Origin of the sequence: Micromonospora sp. NPDC049679 (assembly GCF_040659735.1) — a bacterium.
Lineage (GTDB): Bacteria > Actinomycetota > Actinomycetes > Mycobacteriales > Micromonosporaceae > Micromonospora_I.
On sequence record NZ_JBFANZ010000044.1, the window covers coordinates 1 to 15,894 of the forward strand.

Sequence of the window (15,894 nt, forward strand, 5' to 3'; positions counted from 1 at the left end):
GTTGGCCCGGCTGGTCGATCTGGCGGTCGAGGCGGCGGGGGAGTCCGAGGTCGACGTGGCGGTGCACCATCTCGACGGCGCGCAGCGGGCGGGTGCGGCGCCGCGGGGGCCGGTCCCGGCCGGACCCGATGTTGTCCCCGCCTCCGACGGGGGATCCACCGACTCCGGAAGGGACCTGTAGTGGTGCACACGACGAGGCAGGCCGCGAACCTCGACTGGCTCCTCGACGACCTCGTCGACCGGGTGCCCGCCGCCCAGCAGGCCGTGGTGCTCTCGGCGGACGGGCTGCTGATCGGTTCGTCGCGGGGGCTCAGCCGGGAGGACGCGGAACACCTGTCCGCCATGGCCGCCGGGTTCCAGAGCCTGGCGAAGGGCGCGAGCCGCCACTTCAACGCCGGCCCCGTGCAGCAGACGGTGGTGGAGATGGAGTCGGCGTACCTCTTCGTCACCGCCGCCGGGCAGGGCGCCTGTCTGGCCCTGTTGAGCACGGCCGACTCCGACATCGGCCTGATCGCCTACGAGATGGCCATGCTGGTGACGCGGGTCGGGCAGAACCTCACCGCGCCGAACCGCGCACCGACAGCGCGATCCGATGCAGGGTGAGGCACCCGGGCCGCACCACGACTGGTTGGACGGCGAGGCCGGCCCGGTGGTGCGCCCGTACGCGGTGACCGCGGGCCGCGTCCCATCGGCCACGGGCGGCTTCGACCTGGTCGCGTTCGTGGTCGCCGGTCCGCCCCCCGTCGACCGCCACACGCCGCTGCAGCCCGAGCATCGGGCGATCATCGCGGCCACCCAGCAGCCACTCTCCGTCGCCGAGGTCGCGTCGCAGCTCGACCTCGCGGTCGGCGTGGTCCGGGTACTCCTTGGCGATCTCCTCGCGGCCGGTCTCATCGCGATGTACGAGCCGCCGGCATCGACTGATCTCCCCGACGACAAAATCCTCAAGGCGGTGGTCGATGGACTCCGTGCGCTCTGACACGGACCGGGCCGAGCGGCGGATTCCGCTCGCGCTGAAGATCCTGATCGCCGGCGGCTTCGGCGCCGGCAAGACCACCCTGGTGGGGGCGGTCAGTGAGATCCGGCCGTTGCAGACCGAGGAGGTGCTGACCGCCGCGAGCGTCGACACGGACGACGTCTCCGGCGTCGAGGCGAAGAGCACCACCACCGTCGCGATGGACTTCGGCCGGATCACGATCAACGATGAGCTGCAGGTCTATCTCTTCGGCACGCCCGGACAGGACCGGTTCTGGTTCCTCTGGGACGAGTTGGCGTTCGGCGCGCTCGGCGCGGTCGTTCTGGCCGACACCCGCCGGCTCGCCGACTGCTTCCCCTCGGTCGACTACTTCGAGCAGCGCGGCACCCCCTTCGTCGTCGGAGTGAACTGCTTCGAGGGCGCGCAGCGGTACAGCGCCGAAGCGGTGCGCGACGCACTCGACCTCGATCCGGACGTGCCGGTGGTGCTCTGCGACGCCCGCGACCGCCAGTCGGGCAAGGAACTGCTGATCGCCCTGGTCGAGCATGTGGCGCAACGGCGGGCGGAGCCGGTCGCGGCCGGCTGAACTCAGTCCCGCACCACCAGGACGTCGAGGCGGCGCGGGCCGTGCACCCCCTCCACCCGGTTGAGTTCGATGTCGCTGGTCGCCGACGGGCCCGAGACCAGTGTCAACGGCCGGGTCGGGTCGGCGATCCGGGCCAGCGCGGCCGGCACCCCGGCCACGACCTGTCCGGTGTGGACCACACAGAGATGGTGGTCGGGCACCAGGCTGAGCAGTCGCCGCCCCTGATCCGGCGCGGCGTCGAGGATCAGCGTCCCGGTCTGCGCGATCGCGACGGCGCATCCGGTGACCACCGCCATCCCCGGCGCGTCGAGGTCGGCGACCGTCAGGGGCCGCGGGTCGCCGTCGCGCACAACCGGCCCGCGGTACGACCCGAGCCAGCTCGCCGGCGCCCCCGGTGGGACCGCCACCTGGGGCACCCCGCTGAGGAGCTCGGCCACGGCCGCCGGCAGCTCGCCGGCGGTGCACCGCCGCACGGTGGCGCGGTAGTCCACGAGGCGGTCGACGAGGAGGTCGATCAGTTCTCCGTCGGTCTGCTCCGGTGGATCCGTGCGGTAGCGGCGGGAGACCTGAGGGGCCACCGCCGGCCGGGCGGATCGGATCCGCGCCAGGATCTCCTCACGCGCGCTCACTGGACCACCTCTTCGTGGGCGGCCCACCACTCCCGGAACGTCTGGGCGGGCGGGAGGGGAGCGTCGCGGCTCGCGGTCCACGCCGACAGCGGCCAGGGCAGCCGGCGCACCATGCCGCGCCGATCGGCGGCGCGCCAACCGGTGGCGAGGCGCAGCGGGGCCGATCCCCGCCGGGCCGCGCGCAGTGCCGCCGCGTACCGCCGGCGGTCGCGCATCACCCACGAGATGGCCCCCATCGCCGCCCGCTCCGTCGATGGCCGGCCGCGCCCGGCGTCCACACCGGACTGTCGTAGGTGGACGAGGACCTCCGGGATGTTTATCCGCACGGGGCACGCGTCAAAGCAGGCGCCGCAGAGCGTGGAGGCGTACGGCAGGGTGCGGTTGGCGCCCCCGTCCGGGCCGGTCATCTGCGGTGAGAGGATCGCGCCGATCGGCCCCGGATAGACCGAGCCGTAGGCGTGGCCGCCGACCCGCTCGTAGACCGGGCAGACGTTGAGGCAGGCGGAGCAGCGGATGCAGCGCAGCGCCTGCCGCCCGACGGGGTCGGCGAGGGTGTCGGTACGCCCGTTGTCGAGGAGCACGATGTGTACGGTCTGCGGTCCGTCGCCGGGGGTGACCCCCGTCCAGAGCGAGGTGTACGGGTTCATCCGCTCGCCCGTCGAGGACCGGGGCAGCAGTTGGAGGAAGACCTCCAAATCACGGAGGGTGGGCACGAGCTTCTCGATGCCCACGACCGAGATCAGCGTTTCGGGCAGGGTCAGGCACATCCGGCCGTTCCCCTCGGACTCGACCACCGTGAGCGTGCCGGTCTCGGCGACCGCGAAGTTGGCGCCCGAGATGGCGACCTTGGCGGAGAGGAACTTGGCGCGCAGGTGCCGGCGGGCCGCCTCGGCCAGCGCGGCGGGCTCGTCGGTGAGCCCCGCGACGTCGACGCCGGGCATCCGCCGGGCGAAGATGTCGCGGATCTGGCTGCGGTTGTAGTGGATCGCCGGGACCAGGATGTGCGACGGCGTGTCGTCGGCGAGCTGCACGATGAGCTCGGCCAGGTCCGTCTCGACCGCGGCGATCCCGGCCGCGGCGAGCGACTCGTTGAGCCCGATCTCCTGGGTGGCCATCGACTTGACCTTGACCACTTCCGTGACTCCGGTGGCCTGGACCAGGCCGGTGACGACCGCGCAGGCCTCCTCGGCGTTCCGTGCCCAGTGCACCGTGGCGCCGGCCGCGGTCGCCGCTGTCTCGAACTGCTCGAGCAGCTCGGGTAGCCGGGCGAGGACGTCATCCTTGATCGCCGCGCCGGCCTCCCGTAGCGCCTCCCAGTCGGGCACCTCGCCGACCACGCGTAGCCGTTTGTCCCGGATGGTGTGGGTGGCGCGGCGCAGGTTGGCCCGGAGTTGTCCGTCGGCGAGCTCGTGACGGGCGGCGGTGGGGAAGGGGAGCCGCGCGACGATGTTGCCGGTGCCGGTCATGCCGCCTCCTCGGTGCCGTCCAGGATCTGCTCGCTGTCCAGCGCTTGCTCGGCCTCCAGGACCTGCATGCCCGCGAGGATCTCCGCGTAGTGCAACGCCCGCACTCCCGTGCCGCCCCGCGACAGACCGCCGCCGATGTGGGCCAGACAGGAGTTGTCGGCCGCGGCGACGTACCGGGCGCCGGTCCCGCAGACCGCCGCGCACTTGTCGGCGAGCATCGCCGCCGACACGTCGGCGTTCTTCATGGCGAAGGTGCCGCCGAAGCCGCAGCACTCGTCACCGCCGGGGAGTTCGACCAGGTCCAGGCCGCGCACCGCCCGGAGCAACCGCTGCGGACGATCGCCGAGGCGCAGCATGCGCAGGCCGTGGCAGGTCGGGTGGTAGGTCACCCGGTGCGGGAAGACCGCGCCCACGTCGGTCACGCCGAGCACGTCGACGAGGAGCTCGGAGAGTTCGTAGGTGCGCGGGGCGACCGCGTCGACCGCGGCGGCCAGCTCCGCGTCCGACGCCGCCAGCCGGGGGTACGACTCGCGGACCATCGCCACGCACGATCCGGAGGGCGCGACCACGGCGTCGTACGGGGCGAAGGTGTTGACGAAGCGACGCACCAGCGGCAGCGCCTCCGCCCGGTAGCCGCTGTTGGCGTGCATCTGTCCGCAGCAGCTCTGCTCCATCGGAAACTCGACCCGGTGTCCGAGCCGCTCCAGGATGCGTACCACCGCCTGTCCGGTGCGGGGGAAGACGAGGTCGTTGACACAGGTCACGAAGAGCGCGATCCGCATGTTCAGCCCTCCTCGGTGAAGTGCGGCAGGTGCCGGTCGCGGGCGGCGAGCAGGTGGGCGCGCATTGCCTCGTCGGCGCGTTCCGGGTCGCCGGCCGCGACCGCGTCGACGATGCGATGGTGCTCGCGGCCGCTGGTGTCGTGGTGCGCGGTCGGAAAGTGCAGCCGGAAGAGATGCAGGTGGGAGCGGAGCCGCACCACGGCCTCGTGCAGCATCCGGTTGCCGGCGAGCTCGGCGAGGCGGTTGTGGAAGCGGGCGTCCTGTCGGGTGAACGCGGCGAGGGCCGCGTACCCCTCGGTCTCCGGCGCCGGGCCGGGAAGGTCGGCTTCGCGACGCAGCTCGGCCAGGTCGGTGTCGGTCTGCTCCCCGCGGGACGCCTCCCCGCCGGCCTCGTGGCGGGCGGCGATCCGCGCGGCGGCCCGGCGCGCGGCCGCGGTCTCCAGCACCAGCCGCATCTCCACCAGCTCGTCGAATTCGTCCCGGGTGAGCAGCGGCGCGGCGGTGTATCCGGCGAGCGGCCGCTTGCGGACCAGCCCGTCGGCCTCGAGCCGGGCCAGGGCTTCGCGTACGGGTGTCGGGGAGACCTGGAGTTGCCGCGCGAGGGCGTCGATGTTGACCCGGTCGCCGGGCGCGACCGCATGGTCCATGATCAGCGCTCGGACCGCCTCGTAGACGTCGTCGGTGAGGGTGAGTCGGCGAGCCGGCCGCATGGTCCCGTCCTCTGCGAGATGGCGTGATCCACAATCCTATAGGATTTTGGGCCTGGATTGAAGCGGGACGTCCGGGTGGGAGAGCTCCGACGGCGGGTGCCGCCGCGATCGTTCTGGTTGGATCGAGGTGATGGAACGCGCGGAGGTGGAGCTGCGGTGACAGACGGAGAGATCATCCATATCGGGTGTTACACCCCGGAGGGTGGCGGCCGGGGCGGAGGGATCGTGGCGGCCCGCCGCGATCCCGAGAGCGGCCGTCTCGACCTGCTGGGACTGGCCGCCTGCACGCCGTCGCCGTCGTTTCTCGTCCGGCATCCGACGCTGCCCGTGCTCTACGCGGTCAACGAGATCGAGGACGGCGCGGTCGGCGCGTGGACGGTGACCGGGGAGGGTGAGCTCATTCCGCTCGGCAGCCGGCCGACCGGCGGATCGCACCCCTGTCATGTGACGGTGAGTCCCGACGGGCGGCACGTCATCTCCACGAACTACGGCAGCGGAAGCCTGGCGACGCACCCGATCGATGACACCGGGGCGTTGGGCGAGTGCAGCGATCTGCTGGCCCACGAGGGGCACGGCGTCGATCCGGAGCGGCAGGAACGGCCCCACCCGCACATGATCTCGCCTGATCCCTCCGGCGGATCCCTGCTCGCTGTCGACCTCGGCACGGACTCCGTCTACCGCTACGACCTCGACGGGACCGCGGGGCGGCTGGTGCCGTACGGGGCGCGGATGTGGCACCGGCCCGGCGCCGGACCGCGGCACCTGGCGCGGCACCCGGACGGGGCGCACTGCTATCTCGTCGGCGAGCTCGACGCGACGCTGACCTGGTGTGAGATTGACGAAGCGGGTGTGCTGCACGAGCGGGGCAGCATCCCGGCGAGCGCCCGCGCCGGGCACGTCCAGCCGTCCGAGGTGGCGGTCCGGGCCGACGGTCGTTTCCTCTACGTCGCCAACCGCGGTCCCGACACGATCGCGGTCTTCGCGTTGGACGCCGGTGCGCCGCGTTACGTCGGTGAGGTGGAATCGGGCGGCCGGTGGCCGCGGCACTTCGCGTTGGTCGGCGGGCATCTGTATGTGGCGAACGAGCGGTCGCACTCGGTGGGGGTCTTCCGGATCGACGACGAGCGGGGGATGCCGACTGCGCTCGGTGCTCCTGTCGATACTCCGAGTCCAACCTGCATTATGCCCGCCTAGTCCGTTTAGGCGGTTGAATGGCAGAACGGACCATTTGGCGGATAAGCCAGCTTCTGGCCGGCCAACGCGAATTTCCCGGACTTAGCGGGACGGTCAGATCACTGTAAGTAGTAAAACTGGGATCGAGTATTTCTCCTCCGTAACTTTCGTCCGAACGTACCTGGCACCTCGGCCGTTAAATACGCATCATGGGACGGTGTCAGGCCGCCATCGCATACGTAGTCGCATCCGGGGGATAGGCGCCATCGCTGCAGCGATGGCGCTCGTCGTCGTATTAGTAGGAGCGTGGTTCGGCTATCAGCGCTTGGCCGGGCCAAGCTGCAACGGCCAGTTGCCGCTGACCGTCGCCGCCGCGCCGGAGATCGCGCCAGCCGTCCAGGCAGCCGCGTCCCAGTGGAGCAAGGACGGCGGAGCCGTCGACGGGATCTGTGTCGCGGTCCAGGTGACCGCCACCGATCCGGTCGATGTGGCCGCCGTCGTCGCAGGGCAGCACGGTGTCGCCCTCGCCGGGGTCGGCCAGGCCAACGGCACCGCCGTCGCGCCCGACGTCTGGGTCCCGGACTCGTCGACCTGGCTCGCGCGGCTGCGCATCGCCGCCTCCGCATTCGCTCCCGCCAACGCCGCCTCCATCGCGCGCAGCCCCGTCGTGGTCGCCATGCCGGAGCCGGTCGCCGCCACCGTGGGGTGGCCCAACAAGAAGATGGGCTGGGGCGATCTGCTCAAGCAGGTCACCACCGGCACCAAGCTGCGCACCGGCATCGTCGAGCCGAGCCGGGACGCCGCCGGTCTTTCCGGGCTGCTCGCCCTCGCCGCCGCCGCGCAGGCGTCCGGCGAGAACGCGCAGGCGGCCAGCACCGCGGCCCTGCGCGCGCTGGCCACCGGCAAGTCCGCGCTGCGCCAGGATCTGCTCGCCCGCTTCCCGCGCTCCTCCGACCCGGCCGCGATCGCCTCCGCGCTCAGCGCCGCGGCGCTCTCCGAAGAGGACGTGATCGAGTACAACAAGGCGAAGCCGCCGATCGCGCTCGCCGCCCTCTACCTCGACCCGGCGCCGGTATCGCTGGACTACCCCTTCGCGGTCATGCCCGGCACGGACCCGTCCAAGGCCGCCGCGGCCCAGGGGCTCTTCGAGGTGCTCGGCACCGGGGCGTTCCGCAACCGGCTCGGCGCGCAGGGGCTCCGCTCATCCGACGGCACCTGGGGCGCGGGCTTCAGCGCGCCTCCCGGTGCGCCCAGCCCGGCCGGGACCTCCGCGCCGCCGCCGTCCCCGGAGGCCGGGGGCAAGGCGGCGGCCGGCGGGCTCGACCCCGCGGTGGTGGACCGGGCCCTCTCGGCCTGGACCGCCGTGACGCTGCCGGGCCGGCTGCTCGCCGTCCTCGACGTGTCGGGATCGATGGAGACGCCCGTTCCGACGGCCGGCGGCGCGCCCCGCATGGCGGTGACGCTCGGGGCGGCCCAGCGGGGTCTGGCGCTCTTCGACGACTCGTGGGCGGTCGGCCTCTGGACCTTCTCCACCGAGCTCGTCGGCAAGAACGCCTGGCGGGAGAACGTGGCGATCGGGCCGCTGAGTAGCCAGCGCAGCCAGTTGGCGGCCGCGCTGAGCTCGATCAAGCCGAAGAGTGGCGGCAGCACGGGCCTCTTCGACACGACGCTCGAGGCGTACAAGACGGTGCAGGAGGGCTGGGAGCCCGGCCGGGTCAATTCGATCGTGGTGATGACCGACGGTGAGAACGAGAACCCAGGCGGCCTCACGCAGGCGAAGCTGCACAGCGAGCTCAAGCGCCTCGCCGACCCGAAGCGTCCGATCCAGGTCGTGATGATCGGTATCGGCGACAAGGTCAACAAGGCCCAGATGGAGGCGATCGTCAAGATCACCGGTGGCGGCGCCTTCGTCGCCGAGGATCCGACCAAGATCGGTGACATCTTCCTCAAGGCGATCTCGCTTCGGCCGTCCACCAAGGGCTGAGCCACGGTGCTGTGCATGACGAACGGACGGGCCGATCACGGCCCGTCCGTTTGTCGTTGCGGGCTGTTTACCTGTTCGACCCGGTTGTCACGCTGAACTGACGGCAATCTGTCGCAAGTACCTCTTGCGCCACGTCGTAGGTGAAGATGGCGAGGGGCCCCGGCAGCGCCTATCCCGCACACGGGCGGCGGCCGGGGTTGTCTCGACTCGATCGAGCTGGGGGAGGGGCTAGTGACGTCCGCGACACTCCTGAGCCCGGTAGCGACCCACCCGGACCTCGCGCCCGCGGCGACGGCGGCGATCCTGCACAACCGGCAGCGGGCCTACGTCCGGCGCATCGTCGTGCTCGACTCGGCCATTCTCGTGCTCGCGGTTCTCGGGGGATACCTCGCCCGGTTCGGCGGTGGCGAGCCGCGCGGGGCGCAGCTTCCCTACCTGCTGATGGGCCCGGGGCTCGTGCTCGCCTGGCTGATCTCGTTGCGGCTCCTGCGCTGCTACGACGACCGGGTGCTCGGCTACGGCGCCGACGAATACCGTCGGGTGAGCTCGGCCAGCATGCGCCTCGCCGGCGCGATCGCCATCGCGGGCTACATCGGCAACATCGGGATAGCCCGGGGCTTCCTCGGCATCACCTTCGCGGCGGGCACCGTCGGGCTCGTGGCAGCCCGGTTCGCCGCCCGTAAACAGTTGCACCGGGCGCGGTCACGGGGCGCCGGGTGGTCCCGGCGCGTGCTCGTGGTCGGCGACACCCCGCACGTCCTCGAACTGGTGCACACGCTCAAGCGTGAGCCGTACGCCGGCTACCGCGTGGTCGGCACCTGCATCCCCGACGCGTTGCTGGCACCGGTGCCGCAGCGGCTGGGCGACGTGCCGGTGGTCGGCTCGTTCCGCAACATTCCGGACGTCGCGACGGCTGTCGGCGCCGACACCGTCGCGGTGACCGCGTCCGGTGAGCTCACCGCGACCCGGCTGCGTCGCCTCGGCTGGCAGCTCGAGGGGACCGGCATCGACCTGGTCCTCGCGCCGGCGCTGACGGACGTCGCCGGGCCCCGGATCCACACCCGGCCGGTCGCCGGACTGCCGTTGATCCATGTTGAGGCCCCCGAATTCCGCGGCGCGCGCAAGTTCGTCAAGGGCTTCGTCGACCGGGCCGTGTCGTTCGTGGCGCTCACGCTGGCCCTGCCGGTGCTCGGCATCATCGCCCTGGCCATCAAGATCGACAGCCGCGGTCCCGTGCTCTTCCGCCAGATCCGCGTCGGGCAGGGTGGACAGCCCTTCCACGTCTACAAGTTCCGCACGATGGTGGTCAACGCCGATGAGCTGCTCGCCAAGCTCGCCGCGCAGAACGAGACCGACGGCCTGATGTTCAAGATGCGCGACGACCCGCGGGTGACCCGGGTCGGCCGGTTCCTGCGCAAGTGGTCGTTGGACGAGCTGCCCCAGCTCGCCAACGTGCTCTTCGGCGACATGAGCCTGGTCGGGCCGCGGCCGCCGCTGCCGTCGGAGGTGGCGCGCTACGACGGCGACGTCGCCCGGCGGCTGCTGGTCAAGCCGGGGATGACCGGGCTGTGGCAGGTCAGCGGGCGGTCGGACCTGTCGTGGGAGGACGGCATCCGGCTCGACCTCTACTACGTGGAAAACTGGTCACTCGCCGCCGACCTCACGATCCTGTGGAAGACCTTCGGCGCCGTCATCCTCTCGCGCGGCGCCTACTGAGCACGGCTTCCCGCCGTCCGGTCAGCGGCGGGCCCGGTCCAGTCGAGGCAGACCGCCACGGCGTCGTCCACCAGGTCGCTCGCCACGAAAGCGCGGAGATCGCCGAGGAGTGACCGTACGGCGTCCAGCGGCGAGAGCGATCCGGCGCGCCGGAGGAAGCGATCGAGAGCGGCCTCGCCGTACCGGGCGGTCTCGGTGGCGGCGTTCACGACGCCGTCGCTGATGACGAAGAGCCGGTCGCCGACCGCCAGGTCCAGATGTTGCTCGTGATAGATGGTGCCGTCGAACATGCCCAACGGGAACTGCTGCTCCAACTCCTGATAGATCAGCGCGCCCCCGCGGAGCAGGATCAGCCGCGGCGATCCGGCGTCCACCACCGTCAACGCGCCGGTGGTGAGGTCGAGTTCGAGCAGCAGCGCCGCCAGGTGTAGCGCGCCGGTGTACTGGGAGAAGATCGCCTGGTCGGCGAGGGCCGCCTGGTCGGCGAGGGAGAGACCCGCCCGCCGGGCGTTGCGCAGCGCGTACGTGCCGAGGCAGGTCAGCGTCGCGGCGGAGACGCCCTCACCCATCCCGTTGATGGCGGAGAGCCAGAGCCGGTCGCTGTCGTCGGACCAGTCGAAGCTGTCGCCGTGCACCGCGTACGCCGGTTCGAGTTGCCCGGCGAGGCTGAACGATGGGCGGATCCGGCTGCGGCCGGGGAGCATTTCCCACTGCATTTCGGCGGCGAGGGTCAGCCGGCGGGAGCGCGCGCCGATGCTGTACCGGTCGGTCCCGGCGCGTACGGCCGACAGTTCGTGCGCGAGCAGCGTGGCGATCTCGGTCAGTTCAGCGCGGACGACGGGGTCGTCCACGGCCGGTGCCACGCGGAGCACGCCCATCCGCTCGCCGCGCATGGTGACGGGCAGATAGTTCGCCCCGTGCTCCAGCACCTCCGCCTGGTGGTCGAAGCAACGCCACGCGGGACTGCCGGCGAGCGTCTGCGGGTCGCCGTCGCGCAGCGGGAGCAGTCCGGACAACCGGTAGTCGACCTGCAGGTACTCCACGTCGGTGAGGTCGTAGCACCTGGCCAACACATCGGCGAGGCGCTCGACGACAAGGTCGGCGGGCGCGTCGGTCAGACCGCGCCGGACCGCGACCAGTCGGTCCTGCATTCCCGACCCCCTCGTAACGTTCGACCGCCCTGGCCGCCGGAGTAGTGTCGTCCCCACCATGCCTGAACACCATGGTCCGGACGGACCGGACCCGAGTATCGCCGCTGCCGTCGACATCGCCGCCGAAGGGCTGCTGGCGGTGTGGGATGCGGCACGGGAACAGGCGACGAGCCGTCTGTCCGGCTCGCAACTGCGCGCGCTGCTGGTCGTGGAGGAGTGCGACGGGATCAACCTGCGCGGCCTGGCCAACCGGCTCGGCATGATCCTGTCGTCGGCGAGTCGGCTCTGCGATCGTCTGGTCGCGGCCGGGGTGCTCGAACGCGAGCCGGGCCGGGTGGATCGGCGCGAGATCTCGTTGCATCTCACCCCCACGGGCCGGGGCCTGCTCGACGAGTTGCGGACCAACCGGCGCAGCCGGCTGGCGGCGGTGCTGATGGGCATGTCGCCGTCCGGGCGGCAGGCGCTGTTGCATGGCCTGCGGGAGTTCGACGCGGTGGCGCAGGCGCGGCAGGAGAGGACCGCCCGCTCCGCCTAGCGCCGGTCTCGGAGCGCGAGCAGCGTCGCGCGGAGCGCGAGCGCCGGCACGGCGCGCGTTACCGGCGCGGTGGGCAGGCGTCGGTGCGGACCGAGATCAGGCGAGGACGGTGAGCCAGCGGGCCGGATGGTCCCGTACGGCGCGCACCACGGAGCCGGCTGCGCCGACGACGGCGGCGTCGCCTCCCAGCACGGACGGCCGGACCCTGACAGGTGACCAGGCGGCGGTGAGCACCCGTTGTCTGAGCTGCGCCTCGACGGCGGGACGCAGCCACGGGGCGAGTGGGGCGTAGACGCCGCCGAGCACGACGGTGTCGACGTCGAGCAGGTTGACGACACCGGCGACGGCCACCCCGAGCGCGGTCCCGGCGCTGGTGAGTGCGGCGGTCGCGGCGGCGTCTCCCGCATCGGCCAGTTCGGCGAGACCGGCGACCGCCGCGTCGGGGGAGAGTCCGTGCCCGGCGAGGCCGGCGGCGCTCAGGATCGCCTCCTGCCCCGCGTACTGCTCCAGGCAACCACGCGACCCGCAGCGACAGGCGGGGCCGTCGGGGTGGACCGGGACATGGCCGAGCTCTCCGCTCCAGCCGCGGGCGCCGCGGAACAGCTTGCCGTGCAGGACGATGCCGGCGCCGATGCCGATCTCACCGGAGATGTAGAGGAAGTTGGCCGGGCCGGGCGGCGCGGCGTGCAGTTCGCCGAGGGCGGCGAGGTTGGCTTCGTTGTCGACGGTCAGCGGTGTCCCGGAGAGCGCCGGGTGGTCGCCGAGGATGCCGGGCACGTCGACGTCGCGCCAGCCGAGGTTGGGCGCGAGTCGGACCAGGCCGGCATCGGTGACCAGGCCGGGTACGGCGAGGGCGGCGCCGGCGAGGGTGAGCGCCTGGGCACCGGCGGCGGACCGGGCGGCCGCGGCGAGTCGGGCGAGCCCGGTGAGCACCTCGGCGGGCGTATTGGGCCGTTGGTCGGCCCGGTGCACGATGCGGTGTCGCACGGTGCCGGCGAGGTCGACGACGCAGGCCGCGAGGTAGTCGACGTTGATCTCCAGCCCGAGCCCGGCGGGGCCGTTCGCCGCGAGCACCAGGCCGGCGGCGGGTCGCCCGGCTCCGGTGCGCGGCGCGGGGTCGACCTCGGTGAGCAGCCGGCCGCCGATGAGGTCGTCGACGAGAGCGGAGACGGTGGCGCGGGTGAGGCCGGTCGCGGCGGAGATGTCGGCGCGGGAGGGGGGCCGGGGCGCGGCGCCGACGTGCCGCAGGACCAGCCCGAGGTTGTGTTCGCGAAGGCTGGCCTGACGGACGGGGGCGTCACCGGGCGGGGTCGGCGCAGCAGCGTGACCGTTCGTGCCCGGCCGGTCGGTGCGGGTGCTTCCGCCTGCTGCCATGGCTTGACAATGCCATAGGTGGATCAAATAATTCAATCGCTAAACAAATCATTCCGTGGAGGATCACATGGCAGTCCAGCCCACTCCCGCCGACAAGTTCTCCTTCGGCCTCTGGACCGTGGGCTGGCAGGCCCGCGACCAGTTCGGTGACGCCTCCCGGCCGCCGCTCGACGCGGTCGAGGCCGTGCACAAGCTGGCCGAGCTCGGCGCCTACGGCATCACGTTCCACGACGACGACCTCATCCCGTTCGGCGCCGACAACCCGCGTCGCGACGCCGAGATCAGCCGGTTCCGTAAGGCGCTGGACGAGACCGGCCTGGTGGTGCCGATGGTGACCACCAACCTGTTCAGCCACCCCGTCTTCAAGGACGGCGGCTTCACCAGCAACGACCGCGAGGTCCGGCGCTTCGCGCTGCGCAAGGTGCTCCGCAACATCGACCTCGCGGCCGAACTCGGCGCGAAGACCTTCGTGATGTGGGGTGGACGCGAGGGTTCGGAGTACGACCTCGCCAAGGACATCCGGGCGGCGCTGGACCGCTACCGGGAGGGCGTCGACCTGCTCGCCCAGTACGTCATCGACCGTGGTTACGACCTGCGCTTCGCGATCGAGCCCAAGCCCAACGAGCCTCGCGGCGACATCCTGCTGCCGACCGTCGGGCACGCGCTGGCGTTCATCGACAGCCTGCAGCACGCCGACATGGTGGGGCTCAACCCCGAGGTCGGCCACGAGCAGATGGCCGGGCTCAATTTCGCGCACGGCATCGCCCAGGCACTCTGGCACGGCAAGCTCTTCCACATCGACCTCAACGGGCAGCGCAGCATCAAGTTCGACCAGGACCTGGTGTTCGGGCACGGCGACCTGCTCAACGCGTTCGCCCTGGTCGACCTGCTGGAGCACGGCGGCCCCGACGGCGGTCGGGCCTACGACGGTCCCCGCCACTTCGACTACAAGCCCTCGCGCACCGAGGACTTCGCTGGCGTCTGGTCGTCCGCCTCGGCCAACATGCGCACGTACCTGCTGCTGAAGGAGCGGGCCGCGGCGTTCCGGGCCGATCCGGAGGTGCAGGAGGCGCTCGCGGCGAGCAAGGTGGCCGAGCTCGCCACCCCGACCCTCAACCCCGGTGAGACCTACACCGATCTGCTCGCGGACCGGAGCGCCTTCGAGGACTTCGACGCCGACGCCGTCGGCGCCCGCGGGTTCGGCTTCGTCCGGCTCAACCAGCTCGCCGTCGAGCACCTGCTCGGCGCCCGCTGACCCACACCCCCGCATGGTCGCCGTGATCAGGGGCCAGCTCCGCGTGTCGCCCGCGCGTCCCGTGGAGAGCTCCCTGATCAGGGCGGTCATGGTGACGCCGCCAGGAAGGGCCGGACGATGACGCTCGTCGCCGGGGTCGACTCGTCGACCCAATCGTGCAAGGTCGTGATCCGCGACGCGGAGAGCGGGGAGCTGGTGCGGGAGGGGCGGGCCGCCCACCCCGAGGGCACCGAGGTGCACCCCGACGCGTGGTGGGCGGCGCTCACCGACGCGATCACCCAGGCCGGCGGCCTCGATGACGTCGCCGCGGCGTCGGTGGCCGGCCAACAGCACGGCATGGTCTGCCTCGACGGCGACGGGCAGGTGGTCCGGCCGGCGCTGCTCTGGAACGACACGCGGTCGGCGCGGGACGCGGCCGACCTGATCGACGAGTTCGGTGGCGGTGAGACGGGCCGGCGCGCGTGGGTCGAGGCGACCGGCTCCGTTCCGGTCGCCAGCTTCACCGTCACCAAGCTGCGGTGGCTGGCCCGGCATGAGCCCGATGCCGCGGCGCGGACCGCCGCGGTCTGCCTGCCACACGACTGGCTCACCTGGAAGCTCTCCGGAGCCACCGCCCTCGACGCGCTCCGCACCGACCGGAGCGATGCCAGCGGCACCGGCTACTGGTCGACCGCCACCGGCGGCTATCGTCCCGACCTGCTCACCCACGCCTTCGGGCGGGAGCCCACCCTGCCGGTCGTGCTCGGCCCGACCGAATCGGCCGGTGCCCTGCGCGGCGGCGCTCCGCTCGGCGCGGGCGCCGGCGACAACGCGGCCGCCGCGCTCGGTGTCGGTGCGCTCCCCGGCGACGTGATCGTGTCGATCGGCACCTCCGGCACGGTCTTCAGCGTCTCCGACACCCCGGCCGTTGACCCGACCGGTGCGGTTGCCGGGTTCGCCGACGCGACCGGCCGGTTCCTGCCGCTGGTCTGCACGCTCAACGCGGCCCGCGTGCTCGACGCCGCTGCCGCACTGCTCCGGGTCGACCACGACGAACTCGCCGAGCTCGCGATGCAGGCTCCGGCCGGCGCCGACGGCCTCGTCGTCGTGCCCTATCTCGAAGGCGAACGAACCCCCGACCGTCCACTCTCGACCGGCGCCGTACACGGCCTGACGCTGCGTACCGCCACCCCCGCGCACATGGCGCGGGCGGCGGTGGAGGGGATGCTCTGCGCGCTCGCCGACGGCCTGGACGCGCTCGTCGCGCAGGGCGCCACCGTAAACCGGGTCATCCTGATCGGTGGCGGGGCGCGCTCGGCCGCGGTCCGCCGGATCGCGCCGGAGGTCTTCGGCTGCCCCGTCCTGGTGCCCCCGGCGGGCGAATACGTCGCCGACGGCGCCGCCCGCCAGGCCGCGTGGGTGGCCCTGGGCGGAGCGCAGCCGCCCGCGTGGTCGGCGACGCAGATCCAGACGTACGAGGCGGAGCCCGTCCCCGCCATCCGCGACCGGTACGCGGCCTCCCGCGACCACGTCCTCGACCGGCGAACCGCCTGACGATCCGCGCATCGGCGCGCCGTC

Annotated in this window: 15 protein-coding genes and 1 pseudogene; 10 read left to right on the forward strand and 6 right to left on the reverse strand. The window is 72.2% G+C overall.

From position 1 onward, the window contains the following. The 4 genes and pseudogenes from AB0J06_RS22750 to AB0J06_RS22765 all read left to right on the forward strand — a co-directional run. Positions 1-181, forward strand: a pseudogene (locus tag AB0J06_RS22750) (hypothetical protein); the annotation flags it as partial. Beyond that, the gene (locus AB0J06_RS22755) at positions 181-603 is read left to right on the forward strand and encodes a roadblock/LC7 domain-containing protein (protein WP_357431076.1); all 423 of its coding nucleotides are present in this window, start codon (positions 181-183) and stop codon (positions 601-603) included. The pseudogene AB0J06_RS22750 and the gene AB0J06_RS22755, both read left to right, overlap by 1 nt. After that, entirely contained in the window at positions 593-979 is a 387-nt protein-coding gene (locus AB0J06_RS22760; protein WP_357431078.1) for a DUF742 domain-containing protein, read from the forward strand. Before AB0J06_RS22755 ends, AB0J06_RS22760 begins: the two co-directional genes overlap by 11 nt. Next, complete coding sequence (locus AB0J06_RS22765) at positions 960-1,562, forward strand: ATP/GTP-binding protein (protein ID WP_357431080.1); 603 nt, start codon at positions 960-962, stop codon at positions 1,560-1,562. Before AB0J06_RS22760 ends, AB0J06_RS22765 begins: the two co-directional genes overlap by 20 nt. 2 nt (positions 1,563-1,564) lie before the next feature. Here AB0J06_RS22765 and AB0J06_RS22770 read toward each other — a convergent pair whose 3' ends face one another. Genes AB0J06_RS22770 through AB0J06_RS22785 form a run of 4 tightly spaced genes read right to left on the reverse strand, consistent with a single transcriptional unit; the run spans position 1,565 to position 5,149 of the window. Then, positions 1,565-2,191 carry an LUD domain-containing protein gene (locus AB0J06_RS22770; RefSeq protein WP_357431082.1) on the reverse strand — a complete coding sequence of 209 codons (627 nt, stop codon included), beginning with the start codon at positions 2,189-2,191 and terminating at the stop codon, positions 1,565-1,567. Further along, positions 2,188-3,657, reverse strand: coding sequence for a lactate utilization protein B (locus AB0J06_RS22775; protein ID WP_357431084.1), 1,470 nt, complete (start codon positions 3,655-3,657; stop codon positions 2,188-2,190). Before AB0J06_RS22775 ends, AB0J06_RS22770 begins: the two co-directional genes overlap by 4 nt. Beyond that, positions 3,654-4,439, reverse strand: coding sequence for a (Fe-S)-binding protein (locus AB0J06_RS22780; protein ID WP_357431086.1), 786 nt, complete (start codon positions 4,437-4,439; stop codon positions 3,654-3,656). The genes AB0J06_RS22775 and AB0J06_RS22780 overlap by 4 nt, the downstream gene beginning before the upstream one ends. Before the next feature lie 2 nt (positions 4,440-4,441). Beyond that, positions 4,442-5,149, reverse strand: coding sequence for a GntR family transcriptional regulator (locus AB0J06_RS22785; RefSeq protein ID WP_357431088.1), 708 nt, complete (start codon positions 5,147-5,149; stop codon positions 4,442-4,444). A 156-nt stretch (positions 5,150-5,305) separates the two neighbouring features. On the opposite strand from AB0J06_RS22785, the gene AB0J06_RS22790 reads away from it, so the two are divergent. The 3 genes from AB0J06_RS22790 (at position 5,306) to AB0J06_RS22800 (ending at position 10,022) form a co-directional block, all read left to right on the forward strand. Beyond that, the gene (locus tag AB0J06_RS22790; RefSeq protein WP_357431090.1) at positions 5,306-6,343 is read left to right on the forward strand and encodes a lactonase family protein; all 1,038 of its coding nucleotides are present in this window, start codon (positions 5,306-5,308) and stop codon (positions 6,341-6,343) included. Between the two features lie 256 nt (positions 6,344-6,599). Further along, entirely contained in the window at positions 6,600-8,306 is a 1,707-nt protein-coding gene (locus AB0J06_RS22795; protein ID WP_357431092.1) for a substrate-binding domain-containing protein, read from the forward strand. Between the two features lie 231 nt (positions 8,307-8,537). Further along, entirely contained in the window at positions 8,538-10,022 is a 1,485-nt protein-coding gene (locus AB0J06_RS22800) for a sugar transferase (protein WP_357431093.1), read from the forward strand. Here AB0J06_RS22800 and AB0J06_RS22805 read toward each other — a convergent pair. After that, positions 10,016-11,173 carry a PP2C family protein-serine/threonine phosphatase gene (locus AB0J06_RS22805; RefSeq protein ID WP_357431095.1) on the reverse strand — a complete coding sequence of 386 codons (1,158 nt, stop codon included), beginning with the start codon at positions 11,171-11,173 and terminating at the stop codon, positions 10,016-10,018. The genes AB0J06_RS22800 and AB0J06_RS22805 overlap by 7 nt on opposite strands. Positions 11,174-11,231: 58 nt before the next feature. Between AB0J06_RS22805 and AB0J06_RS22810 the strand changes: the two genes are divergently transcribed. Next, positions 11,232-11,708: a MarR family transcriptional regulator gene (locus AB0J06_RS22810; RefSeq protein WP_357431097.1), complete on the forward strand. Its 477-nt coding sequence runs from the start codon at positions 11,232-11,234 to the stop codon at positions 11,706-11,708. A 96-nt stretch (positions 11,709-11,804) separates the two neighbouring features. On the opposite strand, the gene AB0J06_RS22815 is transcribed toward AB0J06_RS22810, so the two are convergent. Continuing rightward, positions 11,805-13,082, reverse strand: a complete 1,278-nt coding sequence (locus AB0J06_RS22815; protein ID WP_357431100.1) for an ROK family transcriptional regulator — start codon at positions 13,080-13,082, stop codon at positions 11,805-11,807. 67 nt (positions 13,083-13,149) lie between these two features. On the opposite strand from AB0J06_RS22815, the gene xylA reads away from it, so the two are divergent. Both xylA and xylB read left to right on the forward strand, forming a co-directional pair. Continuing rightward, positions 13,150-14,337, forward strand: coding sequence for a xylose isomerase (gene xylA, locus AB0J06_RS22820; RefSeq protein WP_357431102.1), 1,188 nt, complete (start codon positions 13,150-13,152; stop codon positions 14,335-14,337). Between the two features lie 117 nt (positions 14,338-14,454). After that, positions 14,455-15,870 carry a xylulokinase gene (gene xylB, locus AB0J06_RS22825; protein ID WP_357431104.1) on the forward strand — a complete coding sequence of 472 codons (1,416 nt, stop codon included), beginning with the start codon at positions 14,455-14,457 and terminating at the stop codon, positions 15,868-15,870. The last annotated feature ends 24 nt before the right edge of the window (positions 15,871-15,894 follow it).